Source organism: Streptacidiphilus anmyonensis (assembly GCF_000787855.1).
GTDB lineage: Bacteria > Actinomycetota > Actinomycetes > Streptomycetales > Streptomycetaceae > Streptacidiphilus > Streptacidiphilus anmyonensis.
Genome location: NZ_BBPQ01000001.1, coordinates 218,613 through 230,463, shown reverse-complemented (window position 1 = coordinate 230,463; position 11,851 = coordinate 218,613). Strand labels below are relative to the sequence as shown.

At 70.3% G+C, this 11,851-nt stretch carries 12 protein-coding genes and 1 riboswitch; of the genes, 10 read left to right on the top strand and 2 right to left on the bottom strand.

Going from position 1 to position 11,851, the window contains the following annotated elements; genetic code table 11:
* Positions 1-129: 129 nt before the first annotated feature.
* Positions 130-924, bottom strand: a complete 795-nt coding sequence (locus tag TR50_RS01025) for an SDR family oxidoreductase (protein WP_042412589.1) — start codon at positions 922-924, stop codon at positions 130-132.
* A gap of 145 nt (positions 925-1,069) precedes the next feature.
* Here TR50_RS01025 and TR50_RS01020 point away from each other — a divergent pair, with 145 nt between their 5' ends.
* Positions 1,070-2,311: a cytochrome P450 family protein gene (locus TR50_RS01020; protein WP_042412587.1), complete on the top strand. Its 1,242-nt coding sequence runs from the start codon at positions 1,070-1,072 to the stop codon at positions 2,309-2,311.
* On the opposite strand, the gene TR50_RS01015 is transcribed toward TR50_RS01020, so the two are convergent.
* The gene (locus tag TR50_RS01015; RefSeq protein ID WP_042412586.1) at positions 2,298-2,498 is read right to left on the bottom strand and encodes a hypothetical protein; all 201 of its coding nucleotides are present in this window, start codon (positions 2,496-2,498) and stop codon (positions 2,298-2,300) included. The genes TR50_RS01020 and TR50_RS01015 overlap by 14 nt on opposite strands.
* 255 nt (positions 2,499-2,753) lie before the next feature.
* Here TR50_RS01015 and TR50_RS01010 point away from each other — a divergent pair, with 255 nt between their 5' ends.
* The 9 genes from TR50_RS01010 to TR50_RS00970 all read left to right on the top strand — a co-directional run bounded on the left by TR50_RS01010 (position 2,754) and on the right by TR50_RS00970 (position 11,768).
* Positions 2,754-3,572, top strand: a complete 819-nt coding sequence (locus TR50_RS01010; RefSeq protein WP_042412583.1) for a GntR family transcriptional regulator — start codon at positions 2,754-2,756, stop codon at positions 3,570-3,572.
* Positions 3,521-4,270 carry an HAD family hydrolase gene (locus TR50_RS01005; RefSeq protein ID WP_084699618.1) on the top strand — a complete coding sequence of 250 codons (750 nt, stop codon included), beginning with the start codon at positions 3,521-3,523 and terminating at the stop codon, positions 4,268-4,270. Before TR50_RS01010 ends, TR50_RS01005 begins: the two co-directional genes overlap by 52 nt.
* Before the next feature lie 154 nt (positions 4,271-4,424).
* Positions 4,425-5,450: an aminoglycoside phosphotransferase family protein gene (locus TR50_RS01000; RefSeq protein WP_236654184.1), complete on the top strand. Its 1,026-nt coding sequence runs from the start codon at positions 4,425-4,427 to the stop codon at positions 5,448-5,450.
* 277 nt (positions 5,451-5,727) lie between these two features.
* Positions 5,728-5,892, top strand: a riboswitch (cyclic di-AMP (ydaO/yuaA leader).
* Positions 5,893-5,934: 42 nt separating this feature from the next.
* Positions 5,935-6,531 carry a LysM peptidoglycan-binding domain-containing protein gene (locus TR50_RS49970; protein WP_304941196.1) on the top strand — a complete coding sequence of 199 codons (597 nt, stop codon included), beginning with the start codon at positions 5,935-5,937 and terminating at the stop codon, positions 6,529-6,531.
* 158 nt (positions 6,532-6,689) lie between these two features.
* On the top strand, positions 6,690-7,970 hold the full coding sequence (gene eno / locus TR50_RS00990; RefSeq protein WP_042376679.1) for a phosphopyruvate hydratase: 1,281 nt from the start codon (positions 6,690-6,692) through the stop codon (positions 7,968-7,970).
* Positions 7,971-8,107: 137 nt separating this feature from the next.
* Entirely contained in the window at positions 8,108-8,521 is a 414-nt protein-coding gene (locus TR50_RS00985; protein WP_236654183.1) for an FtsB family cell division protein, read from the top strand.
* 22 nt (positions 8,522-8,543) lie between these two features.
* On the top strand, positions 8,544-9,104 hold the full coding sequence (locus tag TR50_RS00980; protein WP_042412573.1) for a DUF501 domain-containing protein: 561 nt from the start codon (positions 8,544-8,546) through the stop codon (positions 9,102-9,104).
* Positions 9,105-9,106: 2 nt separating this feature from the next.
* Complete coding sequence (locus tag TR50_RS00975) at positions 9,107-10,006, top strand: Ppx/GppA phosphatase family protein (protein WP_042413205.1); 900 nt, start codon at positions 9,107-9,109, stop codon at positions 10,004-10,006.
* Positions 10,007-10,412: 406 nt separating this feature from the next.
* Entirely contained in the window at positions 10,413-11,768 is a 1,356-nt protein-coding gene (locus TR50_RS00970) for an NAD(P)/FAD-dependent oxidoreductase (protein ID WP_042412570.1), read from the top strand.
* The last annotated feature ends 83 nt before the right edge of the window (positions 11,769-11,851 follow it).

Sequence of the window (11,851 nt, the reverse complement as noted above, 5' to 3'; positions counted from 1 at the left end):
CATCGCCGTCACCCCTCGGATGCCAGGTCCATCCGGATGACAGCGACGCGGGACGGCGGCGGAAGCCGCCTGTGCGGCCGCCGCAAGCCGCCGGAAGCCGGTCAAGAGGCCGTCGGAGGCCCGGGCCGCTCAGGCGCCCAGCTGCGGGAGCGCCGCGACGGCCTTGCGCATGCCCGTCAGCCACGCGTCGCGGTCCGCGGTGCGGTTGCGTTCGTAGGTCGCGACCTCCTCGTGGGGGAGGATCAGGAAGCGCTCCTCCGCCAGGCCGTGGACCACCGCGTCCGCCACCGCCTCCGGCTCGATGAGCTTGCCGAAAGCGGTCAGGACCGCGCGGACGTCGTCGCGGGCGGTCATCCCGCTGTGGACGCCCTGCGGGCAGAGCGCGCTGACGTGGATGCCCTGGGAGCCGTAGGTGACGGCCAGCCACTCGGCGAAGGCCACCGCCGCGTGCTTGGTGGCCGTGTAGGCCGCGTCGCCGGGCATCTGCAGCAGGCCGGCCGCGCTCGCGGTGTTCAGGAGGTAGCCGCGGCCCCGCTTCAGCATCCCGGGCAGCACGGCGCGTGCCGCGTAGACGTGGGCCATCACGTTGATGTCCCAGTTCGCCTGCCAGACCTCGTTGCGGGCCTCGATGCCCGCGCCGCTGCCGATGCCGGCGTTGCTGCAGAACAGGTCCACCGGGCCGAGGTGCTTCTCGGCGGTGTCGACCAGTGCGCGCACATCGCTCTCGCGCGAGACGTCGCTGGCCACGCCGACGGTGTGGCAGCCGGCACGGTCCAGCTCCTGGGCCAGGTCCTCGACCTTTCCACCGTCGAGATCGGCGAGCAGCAGGCCGCGCGCGCCCTCCGCGGCGAACCGCCGAGCCAACGCCGCGCCGATGCCGCCGGCCGCGCCCGTGATGACGACGACAGCGCCCTTCAGCTCCATGCCCCGAACCCCATTTCCCGCGCCTCGTCGCGCGTCACGTCCCGGACCCCCGCACGGTCCGATCGCTGCGGGCGATCGTAAGCTCACTACCGGTGGGTTCGACAGTGTGTCTCTGCCCACCTTGCCGAACGGCTAACGTCGGGGCGTGCACGATGTCTCCCCGCCTCCGCTCTTTTCGCATGAGTTCGCAGCGAATCCCTACCCCGCGTACGCCTGGCTGCGGGAGCACGCGCCGGTGCACTGGACGACGCTGCCGAGCGGGGTCGACGCCTGGCTGGTGACGCGTTACACCGACGCACGCCAGGCGCTGGCGGACACGCGACTGAGCAAGAACCCGGCGAAACACAGCCTCCAGGCGCACCGCAGCGGGCGCGTCGGCATCCCGGGCGAACGCAGCGCGGACCTGATGACGCACCTGCTCAACATCGACCCGCCGGACCACACCCGGCTGCGCCGCCTCGTCTCGAAGGCGTTCACACCGCGCCGGATCGCGGCGTTCGAGCCGCGTGTGCGGGAGATCACAGACCGCCTGATCGACGGCTTCGCGCAGCGCGGCACCGCGGACCTGATCCACGAGTTCGCGTTTCCGCTGCCGATCTACGCCATCTGCGACCTGCTCGGGGTGCCGCGCGAGGACCAGGACGACTTCCGCGACTGGGCGGGGATGATGATCCACCACGGCCAGTCGCCGCGCGGCGGCGTCGGCCGGGCCGTGAAGAAGATGCGCGGCTACCTGGCCGAGCTGATCCACCGCAAGCGCGCGGACCTGGGCGAGGATCTGATCTCCGGCCTGATCCGGGCCAGTGACCACGGCGAGCACCTGACCGAGAACGAGGCCGCAGCGATGGCCTTCATCCTGCTCTTCGCCGGCTTCGAGACCACGGTCAACCTCATCGGCAACGGCATGTTCGCGCTGCTCACCCACCCCGAGCAGCGGACGGGGCTGCAGGGGGCCCTGTCCCGGGGCGAGACCGCGCCGCTGGAGTCGGCCGTCGAGGAACTGCTCCGCTTCGACGGCCCGGTCGAGATCGCCACCTGGCGCTTCGCCACCGAGCCGCTCACCCTCGGCGGCCAGGACATCGCCCCGGGCGATCCGGTCCTGGTCGTCCTCGCCGCCGCCGACCGCGATCCCGCCCGCTTCCCGGGCCCGGACACCCTCGACCTCGCCCGCCGGGACAACCCCCACATCGCCTTCGGCCTCGGCATCCACTACTGCATCGGCGCTCCGCTGGCACGGCTCGAGGCCCAGTACGCCCTCTCCGCCCTGCTGCGCCGCGTCCCGGACATCACGTTGGCCGCCGACCCAGCCGAACTGCGCTGGCGCGGCGGCCTCATCATGCGGGGGCTCAGGCAACTGCCGGTGGAGTTCTCCGTCAGCGGCGGTTGAGCAGGACGTAGAGCGCGAACAGGGTGATGCAGAGCTGCGCGCCCTGCGCGTACTGCTTCTTGAACAGAGCCGTCGCCGCCAGCAGGGCGAAGCCCAGGCCGGGGACGTGCCGGGTGACCCACCACTCGACCAGCAGGACGAGTGCGAGTGCGGTGGCGACACCTGGTGGGCGGAACAGTGCCTTCATGGATTTCCTCCTCGGAACCCGCAGCGGCTCAGGGGAGGGGGAGACACGGGTGCCGGACAGCGTCGGCCGGCGCCGGGATGCTGCTTCCCCCGTCGTGGCCGACTCGGTCAACTTGGCGCAAGCTGACCGAGATGACCACCACTACGGGAATTGTCCCGAAGTTGACTGATCCATAAACTGACGTGCGGTCAACTTCTGGTGGACAGTTCCTGACTGGCTCAAAATGGGTAGTCAACCGGCGGGGAGGTGGCGCGTATGGGCGCGGAGCCGGAGACGGCGACCGAGCGGGTCGTCGCGGCGCTGCGGGACCAGATCAAGGCCATGCGGCCCGGCGAACGCCTGCCGTCGCGGGGCGTCATGGCCCACCAGTACGACGTGGCGCCGTCCACGGTGCAGAGGGCGCTGCGTGAACTCCTGGCCGAGGGACTGATCACGGGGGGCCGGGGCGCTCCTCCCGTCGTCGCCGACGCGGCGGGCGAGCCCCAGTCGTCCCAGGCGATCGACGTGCTGGACGACATCCTGGACCGGGTGCTCGCCGAATCCGAGGTCGCCATCGACTACTTCGGGTTCACGGCGGAGACGCTGGCGCTGAGCCTGGCGCCCAAGCTCGACCGGCTGAGGGCCCTGGGGGGCGCCTCGCCGCCGCGCGAGATCCGGTTGCGCCTGCTGCTGCCCGATCCGACCGCCAAGCTGGCGGTGCCCTACGCGGTGGCCGACCCCGACGATCCGGCTCCCCGGATGCGGCAGGCGGAGATCACCCGCCACCAAGTACGGTCGTTGCAGCTGACTTTGGAGACCCTGGCGATCGACGAGCCGGAGGGCGTCTTCACGGTCGACATCAAGGCGGTGCCGCTGACGCCGGTCATGAAGCTCTACATCGTCAACCGCCGGCTCGCCCTCCAGGGGCTGTACGAGTTCCTGGACCGGGACGTTCCGCTCGGAGACGGCGAACCCACAAAGATCCAGGACGTGTTCGGACTGGAGGCGCCACTGTTCGAGATACCGGTCGCGACGGCGGAGCGATGGTTCGAGTCCGTCTGGTCAGGGCGGGCACGCCCCTACAAACTGGCCTGATGATCCCACCCGCATCAGGATTCGCGCTCGACCGGGCATGGACCGCGGATGTGCGCGCCTTGCTCTTCGATTTCGACGGACCCGTCTGCCGCCTCTTCGAGGGACATGACACCGGACGGATGGCCGATGACCTCCGCGAGATCCTTCGCGGGCACGATGCGGACCTGACCGGTCTGGAGCAGGAGCGGAACGCTCACACGATCCTGCGGAGGATGCGGGGCGTGGCGAGCGCCGCGCTCGCGGAGGCGGAGAAGTGGCTGACCGAGCGGGAGTGCGAGGCCGTCTCGACGGCGCAGCTGACGCCCGGGGTGCGGGACCTGATCGAGGGTCTGTCGATCCCGTTGGCGGTGGCGAGCAACAACGCGTGGGACGCGATCGACGGCTGCTTGAGAAGAGAAGGACTGCTGGAACGTTTCACCGGAGGCATACACGGTCGCGATCCGCGGGAGCCGTGGCGGATGAAGCCGCACTCCGACTGCATCGAGCGGGCGCTGCGCGGCCTGGGCGTGGTCGACCGGGCCGGAGTGGCCCTGATCGGTGACTCGGAGGCCGACGCCGAGGCGGCGCGGGAGGCAGGCATCGCCTTCATCGGGTTCGTTCCGGAGGGCAGGACGAACGCCGCTCGCCTGACCGAACTCGGAGCGCGTGCGGTCGTGGCCGAGATGGAGGTTCTGACCAGGGCTTTTGTCCCCAGGTGAGATTGGTCGGCTGCGATGGGCCAGTCCGTCGAGCGAGGCACGAGTTCCCGCAGTAGAGTGCGGTCAAACATCGACCGCCTCTCCTCATGCGGGGGCAGCCATCCCAGGCCCGGACCCTCACCCCAGCGCCACCAAGGCCAAACGCCGGCTCGCGGTGGCTTTCTGGCTGTGCCCGGGGTTGACGGTCTGGTGGCTGGCTCGTCATGGGGTCGCGCTGACGGGATTCCGACACCGGAACGTCGAGGTCGACCTGGGCGGAACCCCGGCCCTGCTCCGGTCGCCACGACGTCAGACGTACTGCTTCGACCGGGTCGTGTGGTCGGAGACGGAGATCCTGGAGTCGCTCAAGGGCTGCGTGGGCGGCGCTCCCCAGGTGCTGAACGAACGCCTTCACTCCTTCACGCCGGGTGAGTCCTTGGCGGATCGTCGGCTGCGCGGCAACGCGGTCCCCGAGGAGCGGATCCACGCCTGGCTGGCTGCCTTCTTCGCCGAGTTGGCGGCCGTTCGCGTGGAGAAGCTGCCGAGGCGACCCGAGGACTGGCCGAGCGACGGCGACAGTCGGGGCTTCCTCATGGCGCAGGTGCGCTACGCCCAGCAGGAGACGGCCCCCGCCGTACTGCGCGACTACGGGCCGCTGTTGCGCGGACTCGCCTTCCCCGACGACGCGTTGCAGCGCTTCGCCGATCGCGTGCCGCCGCTGACGAGCCGTCCGTTCATCCTGCTCCACGGCGACCTCCACGCCGGCAACATCATCGTCCCCGCCGACGGCGGGACGCCCACGCTGATCGACTGGGAACTCGCCATGGTCGGCGACCCGTTGCACGACCTGGCCATGCACCTGGAGCGCTTCGGCTACCGCAACGAGGTGGAGCGCCGCAGGGTGCGGGCGATCTGGCGGCGGGCGGTGCGTGGGGTCGCGCCCAAGGCCGTCAAGGGCCTGGAGGCCGACCTGCGCTGGTACGTCGGCTTCCAGCGCGTCAGGTCCGTCTACGTCGATGTCGTCCGGACCTGCGAGGCGTCGGACCTGCTGGGGGAGGCGGTCGTCCGGGAGCGGTTGGCCGAGATCGTCGGACGGGCGCTCCCGTGGATCGGAGTGCGGGCCGTTCTCACCGACGCTCAGGTACGGACGGCGCTGTCGGAATGGCGCAGATCGCGCCGACGAGTCCTTGTGCGCGGCTGAAAAGCGTTGACGACGTTTCGTCAGAAACTCGGCGTGAGCGCGTCGCTTAGCGCTTTCTCCATTGATGTGCCGTAACGCAGCTCACAGCTGATACCGCGCCAATGCGAGAACCGCAGGTCAACCCATGTGCGGTGCGGCGATTCCGTGACGAGTGGGAAGTGTGCGAAACAGTGGGATTCGTGTCGTGATTGAGATTCATATGAAAACCCGCTTAGCCTCCCTGAGGTCCACAGCAGTGGACACCCGTCGAACGGGACGCCGAGTCCTGTCCACCGTGAGGCGGGATACGCCGAGTTGACGACCGGACAGGAGCGGGGGACCCAGGTAAGTCGCCGAACGCGCGAAGGCGCGGACGGCTTGGGGTGAAGACGCGTGAGCGTCCGGGCCATCCTCTGCGGCCCGAACCCGACAGCTCACCTCGCAGGCGTCGGAGAGGGAATCCCGCATGCTCTTCTCTGGCACCGGCCGTCATCGTCGTGTCCGTGTGAACAAGGCCAGGGTCATCATGGCCACCACCTCCGTCGCCGGCGCCGCTGTGGCGCTGCCGCTGATCGCCGCCACGGGCGCGAGCGCCGCGCCCGTCTCGACCTGGGACAAGGTCGCCCAGTGTGAAAGCGGTGGCGACTGGTCCATCAACACCGGCAACGGGTACTACGGGGGGCTCCAGTTCTCCGCGTCCACCTGGCGCGCCTACGGCGGCGGCGCGTACGCGTCCACCGCGAACCACGCGTCCAAGGGGGAGCAGATATCCGTCGCTGAGCGCGTCCTCGACAGCCAGGGCCCCGGCGCCTGGCCCGTCTGCGGCCCTCGGGCCGGGCTGCACAAGGGCGGTCCGGCGCCGGTCGTCGGCACCGGAAAGCACCGCAAGCCCGCGCCGAAGCCGAGCGGTCCGAGCAGCAAGCCGCCCGCGCGGCACGGCGGCTCGGGGAACTACAGCGTCAAGCCCGGCGACACGCTCTCGAAGATCGCCGCAGCCCACCACATCCTCGGCGGCTGGCAGAGGCTGTACGCGGAGAACCGCGCCACCATCGGGGGCAACCCGGACATGCTCCACATCGGCGAGAGGCTCGTCGTGAAGTAGGCCTGTCGGCCGCGCAGGGGCGCCGGCGGCCGCTACCCACCGGTAGCGGCCGCCCGGCGTTCCGCCAGGCAAGACAGGCGCAAGGGCCTGAGGGGTCCGGGCGGGCACAGAGGCTAGGCTCAGTGCGTAACAACCCGCATCCCCCTGAGGAGACAGTTGTGCCGTCTATCGACGTCGTCGTAGCGCGGGAGATTCTCGACTCGCGTGGCAACCCCACCGTCGAGGTCGAGGTCGGCCTCGACGACGGCAGCACCGGCCGCGCCGCCGTTCCGTCGGGCGCGTCCACCGGTGCCTTCGAGGCCCTGGAGCTCCGCGACGGTGACAAGTCCCGTTACGGCGGCAAGGGTGTGGAGAAGGCCGTCCTGGCCGTCATCGAGCAGATCGGCCCGGAGCTGGTCGGCTACGACGCCACCGAGCAGCGCCTGATCGACCAGGCCATGCTCGACCTGGACGCCACCGCCGACAAGTCGTCGCTGGGCGCCAACGCGATCCTGGGCGTCTCGCTCGCCGTCGCGCACGCCGCCTCCGAGGCCAGCGACCTGCCGCTGTTCCGCTACCTGGGCGGCCCGAACGCCCACGTGCTGCCGGTGCCGATGATGAACATCCTCAACGGCGGTTCGCACGCGGACTCCAACGTGGACATCCAGGAGTTCATGATCGCCCCGATCGGCGCGGAGTCCTTCTCCGAGGCGCTGCGCTGGGGTGTCGAGGTCTACCACCAGCTCAAGGGCGTGCTGAAGGCCCGTGGCCTGTCCACCGGCCTGGGTGACGAGGGCGGCTTCGCGCCGAACCTCGACTCCAACCGCGAGGCCCTGGACCTGATCATCGAGGCGATCAAGGGCGCGGGCTACACCCCCGGCCGCGACATCGCGCTGGCCCTGGACGTCGCCGCCTCCGAGTTCTACAAGGACGGCGCCTACCAGTTCGAGGGCAAGCCGCTCTCCGCCGCCGAGATGACCGCGTACTACGCGGAGCTCGTCGCCGCGTACCCGCTGGTCTCCATCGAGGACCCGCTGTTCGAGGACGACTGGGACGGCTGGAAGACCATCACCGCCGAGCTCGGTGACAAGGTCCAGCTCGTCGGCGACGACCTGTTCGTCACCAACCCGGAGCGTCTGGCCCGCGGCATCAAGGAGGGCGCCGCCAACGCCCTGCTGGTGAAGGTCAACCAGATCGGTTCGCTGACCGAGACCCTGGACGCCGTCGAGCTGGCCCAGCGCAACGGCTACCGCTGCATGATGTCCCACCGCTCCGGCGAGACCGAGGACGTCACCATCGCCGACCTGGCCGTCGCCACCAACTGCGGCCAGATCAAGACCGGCGCCCCGGCCCGTTCCGAGCGCGTCGCCAAGTACAACCAGCTGCTGCGCATCGAGGAGATCCTCGACGACGCCGCCGAGTACGCCGGCCGCGGCGCCTTCCCGCGCTTCAACGGCTGAGCCTGCTCCTCCAACGCCTCGTCGCCTTCACCCTCTAGGGTGGGGGCGGCGGGGCGTCGTCGCGCACGGGGCACGGAGCCCACAGGGCCCGGCGTCCACAGGTCATGGAGCGCACAGGGCACGGAGGGGCTGCGAACATGGGAGGGACAGCGGTGGCCAACCAGCAGCAGGGCCGGAAACGGCCTCGGCTCACCGGCCGCGCTGCCGTGCTCGCCCTCGTGGTGTGCGCGCTCGTGGCCGCGCTCGCGTACCCGATGCGGCAGTTCATCGCCCAGCGCTCGCAGATCGACCAGCAGCGCGCGGCGCAGCAGCAGGCGCAGCGCCAGGTGGACGAGCTGCGCCGGGAGAAGGCCCGCTGGCAGGACCCGGCGTTCGTCGAGGCGCAGGCACGACAGCGGCTCCACTTCGCCTTTCCTGGCGACACCCCGTTCACAGCTGTGAACCCCTCGGCCACGCCGAGCGCGTCGCCGACGGCGCAGCAACAGGCCTCACAGCCCTGGTACCAGAGCCTGCTCGGCTCCCTCGACACGGCGGACCACGTCGCACACTGACGAATGACTGAAGAATAGAGACATGTCGCACGACCAATCCCCCGTTTCCGGTCCTGTCTCCGAGGCCGACCGCGCCGCCGTCGAGGCCCAGCTGGGCCGCGTTCCGCGCGGCCTGCGCGCCGTCGCCCACCGCTGCCCCTGCGGCCTGCCCGACGTGGTCGAGACGGCCCCGCGCCTCGAGGACGGCACGCCGTTCCCGACCCTCTACTACCTGACCTGCCCCCGCGCCGCCTCGCTGATCGGCACGCTGGAGGCCGACGGCATGATGAAGGAGCAGACGGCCCGGCTCGCCGAGGACCCGGAGCTCGCTGAGGGCTACCGCAAGGCACACGAGGACTACATCGCCCGTCGCGACGCGATCGAGGTGCTGGAGGGCTTCCCGAGCGCAGGCGGCATGCCGGACCGGGTCAAGTGCCTGCACGTCCTGGTCGGCCACTCGCTGGCGGCGGGTCCGGGTGTGAACCCGCTCGGCGACGAGGCGCTGGCCGCGCTGCCGGAGTGGTGGCGCAAGGGCCCGTGCGTCTGCGCCGACGGGACCGCCGAGCCGGCGGCGGATGCGACGACGGAGGGCGAGGAAGCGTGAGCCTGACGCGAGTGGCCGGTGTCGACTGCGGCACCAACTCCATCCGCCTGCTCGTCGCCGACCTGGACCCGGCGACCGGTGAGCTGCACGAGCTGGACCGCCGGATGACCATCGTCCGCCTCGGCCAGGGCGTGGACCGCACCGGTCGGCTCGCGCCGGAGGCGCTGGAGCGGACGTTCGCCGCCTGCCGCGACTACGCCGCGATCATCCGCGAGCTCGGCGCGACACGGCTGCGCTTCGTGGCCACCAGCGCCTCGCGTGACGCGGAGAACCGCGAGGAGTTCGTCGCCGGAGTGCGCGAGATCCTCGGCGTCGACCCCGAGGTGATCACCGGCGACGAGGAGGCGCAGCTCTCCTTCACCGGCGCCACCAAGGAGCTGAACGGCGAGGGCGGCCCCTACCTGGTCTTCGATCTCGGCGGCGGTTCGACGGAGTTCGTGCTGGGCACGGACCGGGTCGAGGCGGCCCGCTCGGTCGACATCGGCTGCGTGCGGATGACCGAGCGGCACGGCGAGGACTTCGACGCGATGCGCGCCGACATCGCCAAGGCGCTGGACCAGGCCGCCGAGACGGTCCCGCTGGACACCGGGGCCACGCTGGTCGGTCTGGCGGGGACGGTCACCACCGTGGCCGGGATCGCTCTCGGGCTGCCCTCGTACCGGAGCGAGTTGATCCACCGCTCCCGGATCCCGGTCGCGGACGTCCGGGCGGTCGCGACACGGCTGCTGGCCTCCACCCATGAGGAGCGCGCGGCGATCCCCGTCATGCATCCGGGGCGGGTCGACGTGATCGTGGCGGGCGCCCTGGTCCTGCTGGCGATCATGGAGCGGACCGGGGCCGCCGAGCTGGTCGTCAGCGAGCACGACATCCTCGACGGAATCGCCTGGAGCACGCTGCTCTGACGCCTGGTCGGGGCGCGCCTGGCGCGCGCCCCGGGCCTTCCGCAGGCCTTCTGCGGGCCCTCCACGGGCCCTGCGCGGACTCTCGGCGCGTCCCGCCGAGAAATGTTCGTGAATTTCTTCACATGGAGTTCCCGTCGCCTGGCGGGGCCGCTGGGGTGCTTCGTCCGAATTGTGGGACCGAAGGCGTCCCGGCGACCCTGCCCGCCGGATCGGAGGCGACGTGCCGCCGTCGCACGCACAATCGCAATGAGGCCGTCGAGCTGCGGAAATTCACACCATGGCGATCGCGGGTGTGAGCGGTGGGGGAGACCCGCCTCATGGGGGCGCGAAGTGTAGCAGGTGCTGTCCAGACCCTTGTGACCAGGCCCACAAATGCCAGGCGAGGAGGGGGTGGATACTTTCGGATATGAGCACCACGGAGCGTCCTCGCATCCTGATTGTCGGCGGTGGCTACGTCGGCCTGTATGCCGCGATGCGCATCCTCAAGAAGATGCGCTACGGGGAGGCGACCGTCACGGTCGTCGACCCGCGGTCGTACATGACGTACCTGCCCTTCCTCCCCGAGGCGGCCGGCGGCAACGTCGCGCCTCGCAACCTCGTCGCCCCGCTGCGCCGCGTCCTTTCCAAGGCCGAGGTCCTGACGGGTCACGTCACCTCGGTCGACCAGGACCGCAAGGTGGCCACCGTGCACCCGGCCGCGGGCGACCCCTACGAGATCCCCTTCGACTACCTCGTCGTCGCGATGGGCTCGGTGTCCCGCACCTTCCCGATCCCGGGTCTGGCGGAGCACGGCATCGGCATGAAGTCGGTCGAGGAGGCCATCAGCCTCCGCAACCACGTCGTGGCCCAGCTCGACCGTGCCGAGTCCACGACCGACGAGGCGGTGCGCAAGCAGGCGCTGACCTTCGTCGTCATCGGTGGCGGCTTCGCCGGCATCGAGACGATCGCCGAGATCGAGGACATGGCCCGCGACTCGGCGAAGATCTACCACAACGTGAAGCGTGAGGACATGCGCTTCATCGTGGTCGAGGCAGCCAACCGCATCCTCCCCGAGATGGGCCCGGACCTCGGTCTGTGGACCAAGGAGAAGCTCGAGGAGCGCGGTATCGAGATCTACATCGAGACCTCGATGGAGTCGTGCGTCGACAAGCACGTCGTGCTGAAGAACGGCATCGAGGTCGACGCCTCCACCATCGTGTGGACCGCCGGCGTCAAGCCGAACCCGGCGCTGGCCAACTTCGGCCTGCCGCTCGGCCCGCGCGGCCACGTCGACACCGCCCCGACCCTCCAGGTCCAGGGCTTCGACAACGTCTGGTCCGCCGGCGACAACGCCCAGGTCCCGGACCTCGCCGTCGGCGAGGGCGCCTGGTGCCCGCCGAACGCCCAGCACGCGGTGCGTCAGGCCATCGTCCTCGGTGACAACGTCATCTCCGGCATGCGTGGCTTCCCGCAGAAGGAGTACAAGCACAAGAACCTGGGTGCGGTCGCCGGTCTCGGCCTGCACAAGGGTGTGGCGATCCTCTTCGGCAAGTACAAGCTGAAGGGCCGCCCCGCCTGGTGGTTCCACCGCCTGTACCACGGCAGCCGCGTGCCGACCATGAACCGCAAGGTCCGCGTCTTCGCGGACTGGACCCTGGCGATGTTCCTCAAGCGCGAGACCGTCTCCCTGGTGGAGATGGAGACGCCGCGTGAGGTGTTCGTCGAGGCCGCGGCCCCGGCCCCGGTGATTCCGGCTCCCGCCAAGGAGAAGGTCTCCGCCTGACGGCCCCAGGGCCGGTACCGCTCCGGCCCACCTCTCAGCCCGGCAGCGTCGCCGGACCACAGACCGTGGTGCTCATGACCGGC

What these genes read in the sequence shown, in the direction of transcription:
- TR50_RS01005 (WP_084699618.1), top strand. Translation starts at nt 3,521, where the DNA reads ATGGTTCGAGTCCGTCTGGTCAGGGCGGGCACGCCCCTACAAACTGGC.
- TR50_RS00985 (WP_236654183.1), top strand. Translation starts at nt 8,108, where the DNA reads ATGGGAGGGACAGCGGTGGCCAACCAGCAGCAGGGCCGGAAACGGCCT.
- TR50_RS00980 (WP_042412573.1), top strand. Translation starts at nt 8,544, where the DNA reads ATGTCGCACGACCAATCCCCCGTTTCCGGTCCTGTCTCCGAGGCCGAC.
- TR50_RS01010 (WP_042412583.1), top strand. Translation starts at nt 2,754, where the DNA reads ATGGGCGCGGAGCCGGAGACGGCGACCGAGCGGGTCGTCGCGGCGCTG.
- TR50_RS00970 (WP_042412570.1), top strand. Translation starts at nt 10,413, where the DNA reads ATGAGCACCACGGAGCGTCCTCGCATCCTGATTGTCGGCGGTGGCTAC.
- TR50_RS01025 (WP_042412589.1), bottom strand. Translation starts at nt 924, where the DNA reads ATGGAGCTGAAGGGCGCTGTCGTCGTCATCACGGGCGCGGCCGGCGGC.
- TR50_RS01015 (WP_042412586.1), bottom strand. Translation starts at nt 2,498, where the DNA reads ATGAAGGCACTGTTCCGCCCACCAGGTGTCGCCACCGCACTCGCACTC.